The following is an 18,301-nucleotide window of genomic DNA, read 5'->3' on the forward strand; positions in this document are numbered from 1 at the left end:
GATTCAGCCGGCCTCGCTCACTTCCGCCGGCAGCCATGCCACCCTGCGGCCTCCTCATCGTCCGTCTCCGGGTCCGCGCAACAGGGCGGGGAGCAGGTCTCCGCGCGGGACGTGTCGTCTCCCGGGCTCTGGCCGCAGTCGGCGGCCAGCAGGGCGGCGAGTTCCTGCCCGACGGCAAGGCGGTCGATGAGGATCTCGGTGCAGGTGTGGTCGGTGTCCGGGCCGTTGTCCGGGTGCGGAGCGATCACGGCGTCCAGCAGACGGCGCTCCAGGTGCTGGACCTCGAAGTAGGTCTCCAGCACAGCACGGTGGTGGGGGTTCTCCGTCTGGGCGGGGAGTTCAAGGAGGTTCTCGGCGAAGTGGTCGAGGAAGTTCGGGAAGGCGGTCAACGTACGGCTTTCGTGGTGAGGACGGCGGGCTGGGCGGGACGAGGAAGACCGGGCGGCGGGCCGGGCTTCGGGACGGTGCGGTAGGTGTCGAGCTGGGTGGACCGGGTGCGCGCAGCGTGGGCGCGGGCGCCGATCGGGCGGCGGGCGATGCCCAGGCGCTGGGCCGCGGTGTCGTACACGTCGTGGTTGGCCCGGGGACGGACGGCCACGACGTGCACCTCCGTCGGATGGGCGGAGGCCGCCGGGGCGGGCCGGAGGGCGTAGACCATCCGCCAGGCGGCCCGGTGGTCGATGTAGAGCTTGCGCAGACCGGACAGTTCGGCGGTGAGCTTGCTGCCCTGGCGGTCGGCGTTGACGACGTCCTGCAGGAGGGCGAGGGACAGGTCCCGGATGTCGCCGGGGGCCTGGAGCAGGTCGGTCAGGGCGCGCGGGTCGAAGGTGAGGCCGAACACGGGCCGACCCTCGGCGGTCATCCTGCCGCCTGCCCCGCCTCGGCGGCGCGGGCCGCGGCGCGTACGGAGCGGCCGGGACCGCGAAGGAGGCGGTGCGAGGGACGCTCCGGGTCGGTCTGGCAGGCCGACAGCGGACCGCCGGGAGCACGGACGGCCGCCATGGCGTGGGTGAGGAAGTCGCGGTGCCACACGAACAGCCCGGCCGGCCCCGCTTCGGGGTCCTTGTGCTGCAGGTACGCCATCCACAGGGCGTGCAGCCAGCCGACCACGTCGAAGTGTTCCTGCCACTCGTCGCACCACGGCGCGGCTGTGGTGACTTCCGCGCCGTAGGTGGGCATGAGGAAGTCCTCCACCCAGTCGGTGAGCAGGTCGAGCTCGCTCTCGTACTCCTCGCCGTCCAGTTCCAGGACCGGCCGGGGGTCCGTCGGCATCATCGCCGCAGCGGGCATGGACATTGGCGGCAGCCCGAATCCGGACAGCGACGCCGGTCCCGGTGCGGCGGCGAGGTGATCGAGTTGACGGGCCTGCTCGGCGGAACGGTCGAGCAGTTTCCGGACGGTGGCCTGGATACTGTCCAGGCCACCGTCCGGAAGGCGCACCGGGTCGAATTCCCCGGGGACACCGAATTCCTCCAGCGGGTCAGGTACCAAGGAAATCTCCTCCTCCGGCACACCACGGCGGCCGGAAATTCAAGAACGAGCGATGGGGCAGGTATCGAGCTTGCCGGGTGTCAGGCGGTCAGGGTGAGATCGTCCTGGCCGAGGGTCTGGTGGATCGTTTCGGTCAGGCGGCCGGAGGCGATCTCGGCGTAGTGGCGGGTCTTCTCGACGCCGATGAAGCTGCGGCCCTCCAGGAGAGCGGCGACGCCCGTGGACCCGGAGCCGCAGGTGAAGTCCAGGACAGTGCCGTTCGGCGGGCAGATCTTCACCAGCTCGCGCATCACCTCGACCGGCTTCTGCGTGATGTGCTGCCGGTTCTTGCCCGAGGGCTGCGAGGCCGAGTAGAGCCCGGGGAGGTAGACCGGGTTGCGGGAGCCGTCGATCGCCCCGTTCGACGCCCACACGATGAACTCGCAGTTCTGCGTGAACCGGCCCTTCTGCGGGCGGGCCTGCGGCTTGTGCCAGGCCAGGACGCCGCGCCACAGCCAGCCGGCCGCCTGGATCGCGTCGGTGGTGATCGGCAGCTGCCGCCAGTCGGTGAACAGCAGCGCCGTGCCGCCCGGCTTCGTCAGCCGGTGCGCCTCGGTCATGACCTGGGTGAGCCAGAAGCCGTAGGAGCGCTGGTCCATGTTCTCGCCGGGGAAGTCCGCCAGCTCATGGCCAGCGTCGGCGGAGGTGTACTTCTGACGGGCGGTACGGGATGTGCGTTCCTTCGCGGTCCGCCCGCCGGAGTTGTACGGCGGGTCGGTGACGACCGCGTCCACACAGTCGTCCGGAAGGCCGGCCAGCACGCCGAGCGCGTCGCCGTGGTGGAGGGAAAAAGGCAAAGAGGTACCCCGATTCGGGTCACGGAAATGAAGAGAGGAAATCCCGGCTCGTGGAAATATCGGCGCCGCGGCGTATGCGGGAGGGAAAATCCGGCATGCCGAATGGGCGCGGCAGGCGAGCGGGGGAAGCCACACTGTAGGCCACGATTCCCGGTTGGCCCCCGCGAGACGGGAAATTAGGTCAACCGGGAATCGGGACCTACAGTCTGACCACCGCCCGGCCCGAGCCGCCTGGCGCTCTTCCCTCCCCCCTTGCCGTCATGGAGGCACAGCCTTGTCCTGACTCAGCCGCCCGATACCGGACGGCGCCCGGACCGGCGAGAGGCAACTCGCCCTCCGGCTCCGCCTCCCAGGCTTTCCGATCACCTCACCCCGGCCCTCGCGCCCTTCTCACCTCGTACCAGCGCGGCCGGACTTCACACCTCAAGGACTTCTCGTGACACAGCTCTGTCCTGCCCTGCCTCGAACACCGCGCAGCGCCGCCGTTTCCTGGGGAGGCACACCGGATTGAACGGCATAGCCGCCGCCGTCGCCCTTGTGTGCCTCTCCCCTCTCCTGCTTGCCGGCGCCGCCGTCACGGCGGCTGCCGCCAGCAGTTCGGCGTACCGTGCCTCGCAGTGCGCCGTCGGCGGCGCGGTCGACGCTGATGCGGTCGCCGGACAGGTCGCCGGCATCCTCGGCGGCAGCGGCAGCGTCCCGGAAATCCGTATCGAGGGCCTGGAGCTGCCCGCCGAGCAGATCCCGCATGCCAGGACGATCGTCGCCACCGGGATCGCGATGAAGGTCCCCGAACGCGGCCAGGTCATCGCCGTCGCGACCGCGATCCAGGAGTCCCGCCTGCGCAACCTGCGCTACGGGGACCGCGATTCGCTGGGCCTGTTCCAGCAGCGCCCCAGTCAGGGCTGGGGCACTGCGGAGGAGATCCTCAACCCCGTCCACGCCTCCACCCGCTTCTACAAGGGTCTCCTCACGGTCGCGGGCTGGCGGCAGATGACGCTCACCCAGGCCGCCCAAGCCGTGCAGCGCTCCGGGTTCCCCGACGCGTACGCGCAGTGGGAGCCGCTCGCCCGCGCCCTGCAGCAGGCGATCGTCCAGACCCTCCCCGACAACGGCGGCGGGACCGGCGGCACCGGAGCCGGTACTTCCGACGGCGGCTGCCGGCCAGCAGAGGACGGAGTCTCCTGGGGCGAGATCCCCGAGGGCACCGTCCCGGCCGGATACAAGATCCCGGCCGACGCCTCACCGAAGGCCCGCACCGCGATCACCTGGGCGATGCACCAGCTCGGCACCCTCTACCAGTGGGGCGGCAGCTGCAAGGACGCCCACGGGCTGGATCCGATGGGCCGCTGCGACTGCAGTTCCCTGATGCAGCAGGCGTACGCCAAGGCCAGCGTCACCCTCACCCGGACCACGTACACCCAGGTCAAGGAGGGTGCTGCGGTCCCGGCGTCCGCGCTGCGCCCCGGTGATCTGCTCTTCGCCCGCGGGACCGCGGCCGTCCCCGAGCACGTCGGCATGTACATGGGGGAAGGTCTCGTGATCAACGCCCCTCGTACGGGGCGTCCGGTGCGGATCGAGAAGGTCACCGACTGGCAGATCCTCGCCGTCCGCCGTATCCCCGCCCTCAACGCCTAGCGCTCCACGCCCGCTTCCCCGGCCGCCGCGCGACTTCCCCCTCGCCCCATCCCTTCTGGGTCATCTGGCCTGCGTACACATGGAGTTCGACCATCACCCCCTTGTCTGCCCTCATCCATCTCGCGGACCGCGTCCAGTACCTGGCCTACGACCCCGGTGTCTCCCCGAAGGTCGGCGGCCTGCCGGGCCTGGACGTGCTCCGCAACGTGGTCAACAGCATCAACCTCTTCGGCATCATCGCCGTCGTCGGCGCGCTCGCCGTGTCCCTCGGCGTGTGGGCCTGGGGCCACCACAGCGGCGGTCACCAGGCCGAGGCCAACGGGAAGAAGGGCGCCGTCGTGAGCGCAGGCGCCGCACTCGGCCTCGGCGCCGCCAACGGAATCGTCGCCTTCTTCTCCACGCTCGGCACGCAGGTCCGCTGATGGGCAAGCGCTCCCGCCCCCGCGCCTCCACCGCGCACTGGTCCACCGGCCGCCGCATCGTCTTCCTGACCGCCGTCCTGGCGGTGCTGCTGACGGGCGCCGGTATTGCCGCCTACGTCACCACACGCAGCTCCGGCCCCGCCGCCGCTCCATCGGGGAGGCCGCCCGCCACCGCAGCCGCCCCGGCGGCCCAGCCCGGCATGCAGGCACCCGCTGCGGGAAAGGCGACGGGGTCGGTGTCGCCGCCGCCTCGGCTGTCCGATCCTCTCGCCTACGGGCGTGCCGCGGCGGTGATGCTCTGGTCCTACGACACCCGCAGCACCACCCGCGACCAGCAGCTCGCGGGCATGCACGCCTGGATGACGACGGAGACGAAGTACACCGACTGGACCTCGATCCGATCGCAGGTGCCCGATCCGCTGCTGTGGTCACGGATGCGTGACCAGGCCCAGTACGCCACCGCGACGGTCACCCAGGCGCGTTTCCCCTCGGTGTTCAAGCAGGTCCTGGCCGAGGATCCCGCCGCCCTGACCGAGGCATATATCTACGCCGTCACCGTCACCGGCAAGCAGTCCATCGCGTGGAAGGACGGCGGGGGCGGCGCGGAGGACCGCTCGGTCACCCTCGCCGTCCAGTGCCGCCCCAGCGCCGACTGCGCTCTCGTCGCCATCGCGCCGACCACCGCCCCCTGAACCCGCTGAACAGATAGGAGGAGTCCACCGTGGACTTCTGCGCTCTTCCCGTCGCGGGCAAACTGTGCAACGCGGCCGACGCGATTGACTTCGTCGCCGACCCGGGCAAGGCGATCACCGAGGGCATCGGCAGCTGGATCGCCAAGTCCTGCGGCGAGCTCGCCGCCACCGCGGCCGACCTGGCAGCGACGGCCGTCAACACCACCACCGACATCGACCTGCGGGCCGGGTGGTTCCGCGACAACTACGAGCTGCTGCTGCCGATCGGGCTGACGGTCCTGGTCGCCACCTTCTGCGCCCAGCTCATCCGGGCCGCGACGAAACGCGACGGGCAGGCCCTGGCGCAGGCGTTCACCGGCACGGCCGGCGGTGTGATCTTCAGCTTCGCGGCCATCGCCCTGACCACCGTGGCGGTCGAGGTCGTCGACGCCGTGTCGGACGGTTTGTTCGCAGTGGCCGGGACCTCGATCGAGGACGCCGTCCGGCGCATGGTGAAGGTCTCGCAGATCGCCGCGATATCCCCGCTCGGCTGGCTGGTGGCCTCCCTCGCGGCCCTCGGCGCCTCCGTCGGAGCGACCCTCTACTGGTGCGTGATGATGGTCCGTAAGGTCGGCATCCTCGTCCTGGTGACGCTGGCCGTCTTCGCTGGCGCGGGCGGCGGATGGGAAGCCGCCCGACGCTGGCGGCGCGGCTGGATCGAGGCGACGGCCACACTGATCGTCTCCAAGCTGCTGATGACGGTGATCTTCCTCCTCGGTATCTCCGCCATGGGCAAGACCGATGCCGAAGGCGGGATCGCCGCGCTCGCCGACGTCATGGCCGGCATCGTCATCATGCTGCTGGTGATGTTGTGCCCGTACGCGACGTTCAAGTTCGTGCACTGGGCGGCGGAGTCGGCGGACGGTGAGACGCTGCACCGTTCCGGCGGGGCGGGAGCTCAGCTCGCCAAGCAGCACGCCGAGAACGCCACCCGCAAGGCGGCAGCTGCTGTAGCGACCGCGGGAACCGGCGGAGCCGCCGCCGGAGCCGGGGCGGCATCGCCCCAGGGCCCGGCCTCGGTCCCCGGACAGTTCCCCGGCGACATCGCCGCCAGCCCTTCCAGCGGCAGCGGTGGAATGTCGCCGCTCATGGACAAGATGCAGAGCGGCCTGGACCAGTCGGTGCAGTCCATGCCGACCAGCCCGGGTCAGAACTCGGGCAGTTCCTCCGGCGCCGCCGACGGCCCGAGCTCGGGTGCGGCACCGCGCAGCACGCAGGACTCCACGCCCCAGGGTGCTGGTGCTGGCGCCGCGATCGGTTCAGGGTCCGGTCCGGGTGGAGCTGCGTTCACGACGCCGCCTCCCGTCGGTTCCTGACACCTCGCACTCACCCCTGGAACCCAGGCGGGACGCCCCTACCGGTGTCTCGCCCGGGTCCCCCGCCGCCCTCGCTGCCGAAAGCCTTCTGCCTTGTCTGAGCTCACGATCACCCCTCCGATGACGGTCACGTTCCCGTCCCGGTCCCGGCGCGGGATCCTGCTGGGCCTGTCCCCCGCCCAGCTCCTCCTGGCCTCCGCCGCGCTCGCCCTGCTCCTGGTCACGGTGGTCACCACCGGCCTGAGCGGCGCCCTCGTCCTCACCCCGCTGTGGGCGGCGTTCGCCGCGCTCGTCGTCATCCGCCGCGGGGGCCGTTCCCTGATCGACTGGGCACCGATCGTCGCCCGCTACGCCCAGCGCCGCCGCACCGGCCAGGCCCTGTGGCTCGCCCGTCCGGCGACCCGGCCGCGCGCCGAGGGCACCCTGCACCTGCCCGGGAGCGCCGCTTCCATCAGGGTGGTCACCCCGGCCGACGGGCGGGCCTCGGCTCTGCACGACCCGCACCAGCAGACTCTAACCGCCGTCGCCCGCGTCACCAGCCGGGCGTTCGCCCTGCTGGATCCCGCCACCCAGAACACCCACGTCAGCTCGTGGGGCCGGGCGCTGGCCGGGATCGCCCGCACCGGGCACGTCGCCACCGTGCAGGTCCTGGAGCGGACCGTCCCCGACTCCGGTGACACCCTGACCCGGCACTGGAACACCCACGGCCGTCCCGGCGCGCAGCTCGCCGGACAGATCTACAGCGATCTCGTCGCCACCGCCGGACCGGCCGCCGCCCCACACGAGACGTATCTGGTGATCTCGCTCGATCTGAAAGCCTCCAGGCGTCTGATCAGTCAGGCCGGCGGCGGACTGCCCGGGGCGTTCACCGTGCTAGGCCAGGCCACCGCCTCCCTCACCCAGGCCGCCCGCAACGCCGGGCTCACCGTGAACGACTGGCTGACCGCACGGGAGATCGCCGCCGTGATCCGCACCGCCTACGACCCCAACGCCCTGGCCGGACTGCAGCAGTGGTCGGACACCGGCCGCGCGGAGGCCGACCCGGCCGCCGCCGGGCCCGTCGTCCAGGTCGAGGAACACGACCGGCTCATCACCGACACCGCCCGCCACGCGACCTACTGGGTCGAGAACTGGCCGCGCACCGAAACCTTCTCGGGCTTCCTCCACCAGCTGCTGTTCACCGCCGGGGTCCGTCGCACCTTCTCCCTCCTCTACGTCCCCCAGGGCTTCGAGTCCGCACTGCGCGACATCCAGCGCACCAAGGCGACGATCATCGCCGACGCCAGCGAGCGCGCCCGCCGCGGACAGGTCGACTCCGAGGCCGACGCCGTCGAGTACGGCGACGTGAAGGAACGCGAGCGGCAGCTGATCGCCGGACACGCCGATGTCGCCATGACCGGCCTGCTCACCGTCTCCGCCGACACCGACCAGGCCCTCGACTCCGCCTGCGCCCAGATCGAGACCGCCGCCGTCGCCGCCCAGGTCGACCTTCGCCGCCTCCTCTACCAGCAGCCCCAGGCATTCGCCCTGGCCGCTCTCCCCCTCGCCCGCACCGCCCAGGAGAAGTAGGGCCCCACCGCCTGACCCGATCCAGGCTCCCGCAGAAAGACCCTTCCGCTCTTGGCCACCACCACCGCGACCGACCCGACCGACGCACACCCCTACCTGCGGGCTGCGACCGCCGGCATCCGCCACCACGCCCGCGCCCTCGCACCCGGAGCACACACCGACCGGCGGCATCTGGACACCCTTCACCACCACGTCACCCGCCTGCAGCTGCTCCTCGACCAGCTCACCGAGGCCGTGCGCCCCCAGCACCCGGCAGCCGGACGGCACCTGGCCACCGCGCACCTGCGGCTGTGGCAGACCGCCAACAGCCTCCACGGCGCCTTCCACGCCCTGCCGACCGCACCCGCCTGCACTCCCGACCGGCTCCCCGGCGGCCCGCTCGTCCTCACCATCTGCCAGCGCCACCTCACCTCCGCCCATGCCGTCCGCCGCAAGACCACCCCGGCCGACCACGGCACCGGCTGAGCCGCCCCCGCAGAAACGGTCCCCCACCCATGTCCCGACACCGCCCCGGCCGCCGGGCCCACCGCGCCTCCGCCAGCCCCCTGTTCACCCCGCACGGCACCGACCGCACCAGCCGCCGCGCCGCCCGCAAGCAGCTCTCCGAAGCCCGCGCAAAAGCCCAGGCCGCAGCCGTGGGAACCACCGGCACCGCCCCGGCCGAGGCCGAGATGCCCGCGCCGCTCTACCCGCCCGCCGGACGCCCCGGCCCCGCGTCCGCCCGCAGCAGCCGCCTGCGGCTGCCCGCCCACCGCATGACCACCGCCACCGCGTCCGGCGCCTACCCCTTCCTCGCCGAAGGCGGCCTCGGCGCCGAAGGCATCTACATCGGACGCGATGTCCACGCCGAAGGCTCCTTCGTCTTCGACCCTTTCTCCCTGTACGGGAAGGTCGAAGGGTTCACCAACCCCAACATCCTGCTCGCCGGGGTCATCGGGCAGGGCAAGAGCGCGCTCGCGAAGTCCTTCGCGCTGCGCTCGGTCGCCTTCGGCTACCGCGTCTACGTCCCCTGTGACCCGAAGGGCGAATGGACCGCGGTCGCAACCGCGCTCGGCGGCACGTCGATCGCGCTGGGCCCGGGTCTGCCCGGCCGCCTCAACCCGCTCGACGCCGCCCCCCGGCCCCCGTCCGTCCCTGAAGCGGACTGGGCGGGCGAGATACGCAAACGCCGCCTGCTCCTACTCGGCTCCCTCGCCCGCACCGTCCTCGGCCGGGACCTGCTCCCCATGGAGCACACCGCCCTCGACATCGCCCTCGACGGCGTCGTCCGGGCCGCGACCGCCGCCGGAAGAGCACCCCTGCTGGGCGACATCGCGCACACCCTCGCCCAGCCCCACCTCCTCGACGCCGCCGCCGGCACCGTCTCCGGCCACCTCGGCGACGCCGCCCGCGACCTCTCCCACGCCCTGCGCCGCCTCGTCCACGGCGACCTCGCCGGCATGTTCGACGCCCCCTCCACCGTCGCCTTCGACCCGGCCAGCCCGATGCTCTCCATCGACCTGTCCCGGCTCGGCGGCTCCGGCGACGACACCGCCCTCGTCCTCGCCATGACCTGCGCCTCCGCCTGGATGGAAGCCGCCCTCACCGACCCCGACGGCGGACGGCGCTGGATCGTCTACGACGAAGCCTGGCGCCTCATGCGCCACCCCGGCCTCCTCCAGCGCATGCAGGCCCAGTGGAAACTCTCCCGCGGCCTGGGCATCGCCAACCTCATGGTCATCCACCGGCTGTCCGACCTGCTCACCGCAGGCGACGCCGGATCCCAGGGCCGGGCGCTGGCCGAAGGACTCCTCGCCGACTGCTCCACCCGCATCATCTACCGCCAGGAAACCGACCAGATCCACGCCGCCGCGACCCTCCTCGGCCTCACCAACGTCGAGACCGAGGCCATCTCCCACCTCACCCGAGGACGCGGCCTGTGGCGCGTCGCAGGCAGAAGCTTCGTCGTCCAGCACCTCCTCCACCCCACCGAGCAGAACCTGTTCGACACCGACGCCCGCATGCACTGAAAGGCCCACGAGTTGCCGAATACCGCCCCCATCATTCCGATGAACCCAAGGATGGGGTCCCGATGACGGGCCGATCCGTCACTGCGGTTCCGCGAACCCTGGACGGGATCAGTGCCGACTCATGAGCCTTCACCTGGTCCCGGTTCGATCCCGTGAGGCTGCGGCCTTCGTCCGCGCATGGCACCGACACCACGCACCGCCCGCAGGACAGATATTCGCCGTAGGTGCCGCCGATGAGGGCGGCATCCTGCGGGCCGTTGCGATCGTCGGGCGGCCCGTCGCCCGTCACCTGGACGACCAAGCCACTCTCGAAGTCACCCGTACCTGCAGCGACGGCGCCCGCAACGCGAACTCTCTGCTGTACGGGGCCGCATGGCGAGCGGCGAAGGCCCTGGGCTACACACGCTTGATCACCTACACGCAGGACGGGGAAAGCGGCGCGAGCCTTCGTGGCGCCCACTGGCGGATCGTTGCTCAGCGGCGACCCCGCCCCGGGTGGCACACTCCCTCCCGTCCCCGGGTATCCCACGGCTCCGACTACGTCGCCCGCACGCTGTGGGAAGCAGTGTGAAGCCCGGCTCCGACCGCAACCTGATACCGCGCAACAAGGCGCTCAGACTCATCGGCGCACTGGACACGATCCAGGACAAGGCACGCAACGCCGCCCAGCGGTGGGAGCTGCTGGACGAGAACGGACACGTGCCAGCCTCGCTCTCCTACACCGCGCTGCTCCAGCACGGCATCGGCGCACAGGGCTTCTCCCGCGACATCCTCCGCCTGACCGCCGGTTTCTCCCGGAGCCCGCACCACACCACTCCTGCCGGGCGTACCGTCCTGCGGCACCTCACTGTGGCCGCCACCATGTCGAGCCGGGCGGTATCGCACTTCGCCCAGGCCGCGGAGTCCGCCCTGGCCACCGGACGTGCCACCAGCACGGACGACCGGTACCTCACGAACAGCATGTCGTGAACCACGCCGCGGCCCGTGCCTGCCTCCGGCGCCCTTCGGAATCCCTGCGCGGCGCCGCCAGGGAAGTCGACAACCACCTCGGCTCCCGGCACTCCCTCACGGCGCTCACCCGTAAGGAAAGCCCGCCGGTGCCTCCCCGGCCCGGCGGTCGCCGCCGCTGACCGAGCGTGCCCCGTCCACACCCCCGATCCGCCTCACGGAGTACACCATCGAGATCGAGCTACACCCGACCACCGCGCTCTTCCCCCTGCTCGACGAGGAAGAGCTCCAGGCCCTCGCGGACGACATCCGTGAACACGGCCTCGACGACCCCGTCGTCCTCGACACCGCGGGCCGAGTCCTGGACGGCAAGAACCGCTTGCGGGCCTGCGAGATCGCCGGCATCGAGCCGGTCTTCACCACCTACGAAGGCGACGACACCGGCCGGTACGTGCTGTCGGCGAACAGACAGCGCCGGAACCTGACCAAGGGCCAGCTCGCCATGATCACGGCCAAGGCGCGTTCATTCAGTGAACACGAGCAGCGTTCACCGAGTGAACAGTCCGTCCGTTCACTCAGTGAACAGGCCGGCGTCTCAGTCGGGCGCATCGGACAGGCCAGCATGGTCCTACGTCACGCGCCGGATCTGGCCCAGGCCGTCATCAGCGGCACGATGGGGCTGAACGAGGCGTACTCGGTCGCCCAGAAGACCAAGGCCCAGGCCGAGTCCTCGGAGGCTCAGCTCGCCCGCCTGCGCGCCGAGGACCCTCAGCTCGCCGACCGGGTCGTCGAGGGCGACCTCACCCTCCAGGGTGCGTGGGCGGAGCGGAAGGCCCGGCTGGAAGAGGAGCTGCGGCAGCGCCGCGTCGCCACCAGCCTGCTCTGCGAGGTCCTGCCCGCCCTCGCCCAGATACGCGGCAGCCGCACCTTCGCCCAGTACGACCCCGAACTCGCCCCGCCCGGCCGGGCCGTCACCCGCGAGGTAATCGAGCACGCCACCATCGCCCTCGCCGAAATAGCCACCGTCTGGAAGGACCGCGACCTCCCGTGAAGCACCCCACCAACTCCGAGCTGCGCCAGCTCACCCTCGAAGCCGCCCAGTACGTCACCACCGACACCGGCCGTATGCACAAGGACGACGTCCTCGACGACCTGTGCGCCCGGATCCGCGAACGAGACGACCTGGACGACGCGGTCCTCAGGAAGGCCGCCCAGGGCCTCATGAGGGACCTCGGCGAGCGCCGCAGTCCCCGCCGCAACCGTCGGACCGGCGGGCTGTACCACCCCGACAGCATCATCAAGCTCGGCAACGGGATCTGGGTGTGGATGAAGCACACCACCCCCACCGACATGACGCAGTGGGGTCTGGTCTCGTCCCGGAACACCGTACGCACCATCACCGCCGCCGGGGACACCCAGCAGTACATCCACGAGCGCACCGACGCGTTCCGCTCCCACTCCTCCATCTCCAGCCTCCACTCGCTGGAAGAGGCCGTCTTCGAATACCGGCAGGACACCCTCGACGACAGCGACTGGGACCTCGCCCACGAGGACCTGTAGGCGCAACCGCCGTCCTGCACTAGCAGACCGCGCTCGTCTCCCGGACGGATACGCCCTGCCACCCCGTCCTCCCCCGCCCTTCTGGAGCTTTCTTGGGATCTCCCGCCTTCATCGCCCGCCCCACCCTCACCGGATATACCGGTGTTCACCTCCAGTTCGACAGCAGCCCCCGGAACATGCTTCCGCTGCTGCTGGCCGCCTACCAATTCCGTTTCGGCCGGGACATCGAAGCCCTCAGCCGGTACTTGGTCGACGACGTCGTCTTCGCCTGGGACGAGATAGGAACGGACCTTCTCGACGGATCCCCGCCCGGACTGCTCCAGCAGCTGACCGGCGGCGCGCAGTGGCCCAGCCGCGAGATGACCGGCGTCATCAACCTCGACGGCACACCTGCGGAGCGGGAAGTCATCACCCAGAACAACTCCGACAACAGCCACTGGGGTTACATCCTCCATCCGGGCGGCGTCGAGGTCATCAGCCGTCAGGCCGACCACCGTGGACCGGTCATCTCCTGGGACACCGACCCCCGCTGCCACTTCAGCGATGCGTTCGCGCTCTGGATGCCCGGCAGCCCGCCGCCGATGTCCCTGCCCCACGACCTGCCGAAGCTCTCCCCCACACCCGCTCCCGCACGTCCCGCGGCGTCCGCCCCTGCCACCCAGGCCCCCACCCGTCCGCCGCGCCGTTGACCGTCTCTCTGAAGGAACACTCCTGAAGCAGCACTTCAACTTCGGGCGGCACCCCGAGCACGGGTTCGTCGCCGCCCCCACCACGAACACCCCTTCGCACCTGGCCCACTGGTACCTCACCGCCGAGCAGTTCGAGCCCGTCCCCGGCGTCCAGGGGCTGTACCGGCTGGCCCACCCCGAGTACGACGGCGTCCGCCGCACCCGGCAGGCCGTCCAAGACCTCCGTCGGCACGGCTTCGACGTCCACGCCGACTACACCCTCGACCCCGCCCAGAGCGCCGGCCCGCCCCACATCCCGCACAGGACCGGGCTCGCGGAGCGTCGCTCCCGGATCGCGCGAGCCTCCGGTATCGGCTCCTCGCAGTACCGTCCGGCGGTCACCACCCAGGCCGGACCCACGCCCGTACGGGCGACGGGCCCGCTCGTCTCCCCCGGGATCGGGCGTGGCCGGTGACCGAGGGGCTGATCACGATCGTCCGCGGCCGGGGAGGCGAGGTGGAAGCAGAGGGGCCGATCGACGCCCTGGCCTCCGAGCTTCTCACTCGTGCCGGGTTCATCCGGCAGTACACGCTGCGCGGCACCTGGCACCGTCTACCCTTCGACCTCGGCACGGAGTGGGAGAACGAGCACGCCTGCCATGCCGCCGAGATGCTCCGCGCCGCCCGCTACCCCGTCCGTCTCGACCCCGACCTGGCCCCGGCGACGGCCCAGGCAGCCGGCCTGGGGGATGTTCCCCCGTCCGTGGCGGCAGCCGCCCGGACCCTGAGGGCCTGGGCCGAGAACGGCGCGGACCTGCGGCAGCCGCAGGAGGCGGGGCGCGTACTCGCCGCCATGGCCCAGGGCGAGGACAGTGTCCTGCGTCCCTCGGCCGACCTGCTGGTCGCCGCGGCATCCGCCGTCTCCAGCCTCCCCGGACCGGCGCACGACTCCGACGCACGGCGCCTGGCCGAGCTCGGCGGCGTCCTGAAGGTCGTGGAGATCGAGGTCGACCGCATCGCCCTTCGCCTGCTCACCACACCCGACCCCGGCCCCTCCGCGGGCCGCGGGCAGCAGGTCACCGTCGAGGTGCCCGAGAGACTGCAGGGCCTCGTCCACCGCCTCAACCACGCACGGACACGGGAGTACGAAGCCCACCTCCCCACGCGAACCGCAACACCGAACAGCCTAGGACGAAGCCGGTGACCGGCGACTCCAGCCGGTCCCGTCCGGCGCCGTCCGGGCCGAGAAGCCAGCGCCGGACTCACCGCGCTACGTGAACCGAACGCCTTCCCTGAGAGGAATCGGCGCCTGAACTCCCGCAAGATGGAACGCTCCGCCACTGGCCGACCTCATCGACAATGTCGCCGGAGCCTTCCAGAGCCAGGTGGTGGCCGAGGCCCTCGGCCAGGTGCCCGGCACCGGACCGTCTCACCTGTCTCAGCTCTCCGGCCGTCTCGGTGAGTGCGCCGACTTCGCCCTCGCCACCGAGACGGCTGTCGGGCGGGACCTGTCCGTGCGGCTGCGGAACCTCATCGAGAGACCGGTGTCCTCGGCCACCAGTTCCGGCAGGCGCTCGACGCCGTCGAGGACGCCATCCCCGTTCTGCCCCCGCGCCGGACCCTGCAGCCCCGGCACATCAAGCCTCCGCCCACCCTGCGGAACACCCCACCGCTCGGGCCCGCCTCGCCTTCGCCCAACACCCCACCGCTTCCCGCCACCACCGATAGGAGATCCGCCTTGCCCGAAGCACCAGCAGAGCCGTTCATGACGATCCGGCACACCATCACCGGCGAGATCACCACCACCGGCTACAACGCCGCCGCCCGGCGGATCCTGCTCCAGGACGGCTTCGAAGAGACGCCAGGCTGCGCCTGCCGGGCGACGGAACCCGGTACGGAGCGGACGCACGGGCCTGCTCGGCAGCCAGCGAGCTGCTCGTCGCCGGGCGTCCCGTGCCCCTGTGCCGAGCCCTCGGCCGACCGGTGAGCGCCCGAGGTACGCCCCGGTTGGCCCGGTCGCCGATGTCGGCACAGTCCGTGATCCGCTCCGAGAGCGGCCAGCCTCTCCAACGCATCGTCAACCCCGCCCGCACCCGTACCTGTTGAAGGGGCCTCGTTTTGACCACACCCGGAACGCATGCCAGTTCAGCGCGCACCAGGGGCGGGGAACTACGGGCCAAGGTGGCCCGACTGCTGGCGGACCGGCCGGCGGACACGCTCACCATCGGAGAGATGGCCAGGCAGCTGGGCCACTCGCACGGCGCCGTCCGCAACGCCGCTCTCACCCTGGTGCGACGCGGCGAGGCCGACCAAGGCGGCACCGGGCAACCGGAGTTCCGCGCCAACACGAAGACCGCCGCAGCCGCGCAGACCGCTGTGATCAGCCCACCGGGCACCCACTCGCCCCGCGCCCAAACGGCCCCGGCCCGCACGGCCAACCCCGCAGCCGCCACGCCCAGGCAGACCGGCCCGATCCGCCGCGCGGGGGGCCAGCTCTACCACCCCCGGGAGCTGGCCGACCTGCCCGACGTCGAGGCCCTGAACCGGCTGCGTGACGCCGACGTGCCGGTGCTGCTCTACGGCCCTCCGGGCACCGGCAAGACGTCGTTGGTGGAGGCGGCGTTCCCGGACCTTCTCACCGTCGCTGGTGACGGCGACACCACGGTCGGCGACTTGATCGGCGAGTACACACAGGCCGACGCGGGAGGCTACGTCTTCCAGTACGGTCCGCTGGTCACCGCGATGACCGAGGGCCGCGCCCTGCTGATCGACGATGCGACCCTGATTTCACCGAAGGTCCTGGCGGCGCTGTATCCGGCGATGGACGGGCGCAGGCAGATCCAGGTCAAGGCCCACAAGGGCGAGACCATCAAGGCCGAGCCGGGTTTCTACGTGGTGGCGGGCCACAATCCCGGCGTCCACGGAGCGGTTCTGACGGAGGCGCTCGCGAGCCGGTTCAGCGTGCAGATCCAGATCGGCACGGACTATGACCTCGCCCTGGCGCTGAAGATCGACGCCCGGGTGGTCCGGGTCGCCCGACACCTCTCCCGCCAAGTCGAACTCGGCGAGCTGGGCTGGGCCCCCCAACTGCGGGAACTGCTCAGCTACCAGAAGACCGAGGCCGTCCTCGGCACCAAAGCCGCGCTCGCGAACCTGGTCGGCATCGCTCCCCTGGAGGATCGCGACGCCGTCGCCGACGCCGTCATCAAGGCTGTCGGCGTCAAGAAGATCGCCCCCCTCACCCTCGGCAAGCAGCTCTCCGCCTCGGCCGTCCGACAGCCCCCGGGCAGCACCGGCTCCGCGCACCGGGGCCGCTCGCGATGAGCGCCCACCACCACGTCCAGTCCCCCACCACCACGCCGGACAACGACGCAGACCTCGCTCGATGGGACGACGACGGCGCCCCGCCCGCGCGACCCCGTTCCTCCCCAGCCGCGTGGCTGCGGGTGGGAGCCGAACTCGGCGACCGGCTGGTCGCCCTCTCCGGCCGCCAGGACCTCCTCGTCACCTGCCGCCCCGGCACGCGCAGTGGCGCACCGGCCGCGTTCTTCCCCGCTCTGGGCGAGGTCGAGTTCGACGCCAGCCTGTTCGCCCCGCTGAAGCCCCACGAGATCCATCCCCGGATCGTGGGCGACGAGGAGCGGTATCCCGCCGCCTGGGGAGTGTTCGTCCACGAGGCCGCGCACGCGGCCCACTCCGTCTGGACGGCGCCTGCCGGAGCGAACCTCCGTGTCGTCGAGGCCGCGCTCCTGCTGGAGGAGAGCCGTGCCGAAGGCGCACACCTGACCAGGCGGCCCACGGACCGCACGTACCTGCGCACCAGTGCCCGAACCCTGGTCATGCCCGACATCGCTCACCCCGCCCTCCAGGGCATCGAGCACGCCGCCGCCGTGGCGGCTCTGATCCTCGGCCGCCGTGACGTCGGCATCCTGGACGCCGACGAGACCCGGGCCGTCGCCGATCTGTGCGAGAAGGTGCTGGGCGAGAAGGTGCTGGGCACGCTCACCCGGATCTGGACCGCAGCCCACCAGTGCGCCGACCACGACGCCACGACCATGCTCGCGCACGCTCAGGACTGGTGCGACGCTCTGGACATCGCGACTCCTGCACGGCCCGTGCCGGAGAACCTCACCGATCTGCTGTCCGGCGCCGTGGGGGTCGTCATGGACAGCACGGCAGCCACCGACGCCGCCGACCTCGCGGCACAGGCCGCAGCGGCCAACGCCATGGCGGCGCAGTCCAAGGCGCAGGCCCAGGACCGCGCCCAACGGGCCGGCCAGCGACGCAAAGCCGCCGCCACCGCCAAGAGCGTCTTCAACGCCCGCGGCACCGTCACCCCCGACGGCACACCGGCGCCCCGCAGCAACCCGGTCACCGGCACCCGCAGGCCCACCGCCGCCGAGCAGAGCGCCGCCGCCCGTCTGAGCCGCGCCCTACGAGCCGCCGCCTACCGCGAGCGGACCGAGGAACGGACCACCAGCCCCACCCCGCCCGGCCGCCTCAACATGCGCGCGGCCCTCGCCCGCGACGCCCAGCGCGCAGCCGGGTCCGTCCCCACCGCGGAACCGTTCACCCACACCCGCCGCCGGAACTCCCCCACCCCACCGCTGCGCGTGGGTATCGCCGTCGACGTCTCCGGCTCCATGCGTGCCGCCTGCGCACCCGTCGCGTCCGCCGCCTGGATCGTGGCACGCGCAGCAGCCCTCACCGACCCCGACTCCCGTACCGCCACCATCGCCTATGACCAGCACCTGACTGCCTTGACCCGACCCACCCACCGAGCACCAGAGCGCGTGACGACGTTCGATGCCACCGGCGGCCAACACAACCTCGGCGACGCCATCGACGCACTCGACCACGCCCTCGAACTCAGCCGCCCCGGCGCCGGCCGCCTCCTCGTGATCGTCACCGACGCCCAGTACCGCAGCGACGAAACCGCTCAAGCCGTCACCCGCGTCAAGCAGCTCACGACCGCCGGCTGCGCCGTACTCCAACTCACCCTCACCCCGAAGTCCCGCCACTTGCCGGGAACCACCTTGCTGCACCTGCCCCAACCCTCCAGCGCTCCCGCCGCCATCGCCACGGCGGCCACAGACGCCATCCGCAGGACACGCTGA

The 18,301-nt window shown here is 71.6% G+C and carries 20 protein-coding genes; 16 read left to right on the forward strand and 4 right to left on the reverse strand.

The annotated features are described in order from the left end of the window. Window positions 1-17: 17 nt before the first annotated feature. The 4 genes from ACIO92_RS01730 to ACIO92_RS01745 form a co-directional block, all read right to left on the reverse strand. Window positions 18-389 (reverse strand): hypothetical protein, encoded by a 372-nt coding sequence (locus ACIO92_RS01730; protein WP_366444374.1) that lies wholly within the window; start codon window positions 387-389, stop codon window positions 18-20. Continuing rightward, complete coding sequence (locus ACIO92_RS01735) at window positions 386-862, reverse strand: hypothetical protein (RefSeq protein WP_366444373.1); 477 nt, start codon at window positions 860-862, stop codon at window positions 386-388. The genes ACIO92_RS01730 and ACIO92_RS01735 overlap by 4 nt, the downstream gene beginning before the upstream one ends. After that, a complete protein-coding gene (locus ACIO92_RS01740; RefSeq protein WP_366444372.1) occupies window positions 859-1,491 on the reverse strand; it encodes a DUF4913 domain-containing protein in 633 nt (210 codons plus the stop codon). Before ACIO92_RS01740 ends, ACIO92_RS01735 begins: the two co-directional genes overlap by 4 nt. Window positions 1,492-1,571: 80 nt before the next feature. Next, window positions 1,572-2,327, reverse strand: coding sequence for a site-specific DNA-methyltransferase (locus tag ACIO92_RS01745; RefSeq protein ID WP_366444371.1), 756 nt, complete (start codon window positions 2,325-2,327; stop codon window positions 1,572-1,574). A 507-nt stretch (window positions 2,328-2,834) separates the two neighbouring features. Between ACIO92_RS01745 and ACIO92_RS01750 the strand changes: the two genes are divergently transcribed. The 16 genes from ACIO92_RS01750 to ACIO92_RS01825 all read left to right on the forward strand — a co-directional run bounded on the left by ACIO92_RS01750 (window position 2,835) and on the right by ACIO92_RS01825 (window position 18,301). After that, a complete protein-coding gene (locus ACIO92_RS01750; RefSeq protein ID WP_366444370.1) occupies window positions 2,835-3,962 on the forward strand; it encodes a C40 family peptidase in 1,128 nt (375 codons plus the stop codon). A gap of 113 nt (window positions 3,963-4,075) precedes the next feature. Further along, entirely contained in the window at window positions 4,076-4,384 is a 309-nt protein-coding gene (locus ACIO92_RS01755) for a DUF6112 family protein (RefSeq protein WP_366444433.1), read from the forward strand. After that, window positions 4,384-5,076 carry a hypothetical protein gene (locus ACIO92_RS01760; protein WP_366444369.1) on the forward strand — a complete coding sequence of 231 codons (693 nt, stop codon included), beginning with the start codon at window positions 4,384-4,386 and terminating at the stop codon, window positions 5,074-5,076. The genes ACIO92_RS01755 and ACIO92_RS01760 overlap by 1 nt, the downstream gene beginning before the upstream one ends. Before the next feature lie 29 nt (window positions 5,077-5,105). Further along, window positions 5,106-6,431, forward strand: coding sequence for an ATP-binding protein (locus tag ACIO92_RS01765; protein ID WP_402280456.1), 1,326 nt, complete (start codon window positions 5,106-5,108; stop codon window positions 6,429-6,431). A 120-nt stretch (window positions 6,432-6,551) separates the two neighbouring features. Further along, a complete protein-coding gene (locus ACIO92_RS01770) occupies window positions 6,552-8,000 on the forward strand; it encodes an SCO6880 family protein (protein WP_401236364.1) in 1,449 nt (482 codons plus the stop codon). A 51-nt stretch (window positions 8,001-8,051) separates the two neighbouring features. Beyond that, window positions 8,052-8,465: a DUF6238 family protein gene (locus tag ACIO92_RS01775; RefSeq protein WP_366444366.1), complete on the forward strand. Its 414-nt coding sequence runs from the start codon at window positions 8,052-8,054 to the stop codon at window positions 8,463-8,465. Window positions 8,466-8,494: 29 nt separating this feature from the next. Beyond that, entirely contained in the window at window positions 8,495-10,009 is a 1,515-nt protein-coding gene (locus ACIO92_RS01780; protein WP_366444365.1) for an ATP-binding protein, read from the forward strand. A 121-nt stretch (window positions 10,010-10,130) separates the two neighbouring features. Next, entirely contained in the window at window positions 10,131-10,580 is a 450-nt protein-coding gene (locus ACIO92_RS01785) for an XF1762 family protein (RefSeq protein ID WP_366444364.1), read from the forward strand. Continuing rightward, the gene (locus ACIO92_RS01790; protein WP_366444363.1) at window positions 10,577-10,978 is read left to right on the forward strand and encodes a hypothetical protein; all 402 of its coding nucleotides are present in this window, start codon (window positions 10,577-10,579) and stop codon (window positions 10,976-10,978) included. The genes ACIO92_RS01785 and ACIO92_RS01790 overlap by 4 nt, the downstream gene beginning before the upstream one ends. A gap of 247 nt (window positions 10,979-11,225) precedes the next feature. Continuing rightward, on the forward strand, window positions 11,226-12,008 hold the full coding sequence (locus ACIO92_RS01795; protein WP_401236365.1) for a ParB N-terminal domain-containing protein: 783 nt from the start codon (window positions 11,226-11,228) through the stop codon (window positions 12,006-12,008). Further along, the gene (locus tag ACIO92_RS01800; protein ID WP_366444362.1) at window positions 12,005-12,517 is read left to right on the forward strand and encodes a hypothetical protein; all 513 of its coding nucleotides are present in this window, start codon (window positions 12,005-12,007) and stop codon (window positions 12,515-12,517) included. Before ACIO92_RS01795 ends, ACIO92_RS01800 begins: the two co-directional genes overlap by 4 nt. A gap of 92 nt (window positions 12,518-12,609) precedes the next feature. Continuing rightward, the gene (locus ACIO92_RS01805) at window positions 12,610-13,206 is read left to right on the forward strand and encodes a hypothetical protein (RefSeq protein ID WP_402280453.1); all 597 of its coding nucleotides are present in this window, start codon (window positions 12,610-12,612) and stop codon (window positions 13,204-13,206) included. A gap of 495 nt (window positions 13,207-13,701) precedes the next feature. Beyond that, window positions 13,702-14,388 carry a hypothetical protein gene (locus ACIO92_RS01810; protein ID WP_401236264.1) on the forward strand — a complete coding sequence of 229 codons (687 nt, stop codon included), beginning with the start codon at window positions 13,702-13,704 and terminating at the stop codon, window positions 14,386-14,388. 561 nt (window positions 14,389-14,949) lie between these two features. Continuing rightward, entirely contained in the window at window positions 14,950-15,171 is a 222-nt protein-coding gene (locus ACIO92_RS01815; protein ID WP_366444430.1) for a hypothetical protein, read from the forward strand. A 194-nt stretch (window positions 15,172-15,365) separates the two neighbouring features. Next, window positions 15,366-16,508 (forward strand): AAA family ATPase, encoded by a 1,143-nt coding sequence (locus tag ACIO92_RS01820; RefSeq protein WP_366444359.1) that lies wholly within the window; start codon window positions 15,366-15,368, stop codon window positions 16,506-16,508. Further along, entirely contained in the window at window positions 16,505-18,301 is a 1,797-nt protein-coding gene (locus tag ACIO92_RS01825; RefSeq protein ID WP_366444358.1) for a hypothetical protein, read from the forward strand. Before ACIO92_RS01820 ends, ACIO92_RS01825 begins: the two co-directional genes overlap by 4 nt.

Source organism: Streptomyces sp. NPDC087215 (genome assembly GCF_044744885.1).
Taxonomy (GTDB): domain Bacteria; phylum Actinomycetota; class Actinomycetes; order Streptomycetales; family Streptomycetaceae; genus Streptomyces.

Excerpts from the sequence above, each read along its gene's own strand:
- ACIO92_RS01785 (WP_366444364.1), top strand. The coding sequence starts at position 10,131 with ATGAGCCTTCACCTGGTCCCGGTTCGATCCCGTGAGGCTGCGGCCTTC.
- ACIO92_RS01735 (WP_366444373.1), bottom strand. The coding sequence starts at position 862 with ATGACCGCCGAGGGTCGGCCCGTGTTCGGCCTCACCTTCGACCCGCGC.
- ACIO92_RS01815 (WP_366444430.1), top strand. The coding sequence starts at position 14,950 with ATGACGATCCGGCACACCATCACCGGCGAGATCACCACCACCGGCTAC.
- ACIO92_RS01770 (WP_401236364.1), top strand. The coding sequence starts at position 6,552 with ATGACGGTCACGTTCCCGTCCCGGTCCCGGCGCGGGATCCTGCTGGGC.
- ACIO92_RS01825 (WP_366444358.1), top strand. The coding sequence starts at position 16,505 with ATGAGCGCCCACCACCACGTCCAGTCCCCCACCACCACGCCGGACAAC.
- ACIO92_RS01760 (WP_366444369.1), top strand. The coding sequence starts at position 4,384 with ATGGGCAAGCGCTCCCGCCCCCGCGCCTCCACCGCGCACTGGTCCACC.
- ACIO92_RS01780 (WP_366444365.1), top strand. The coding sequence starts at position 8,495 with ATGTCCCGACACCGCCCCGGCCGCCGGGCCCACCGCGCCTCCGCCAGC.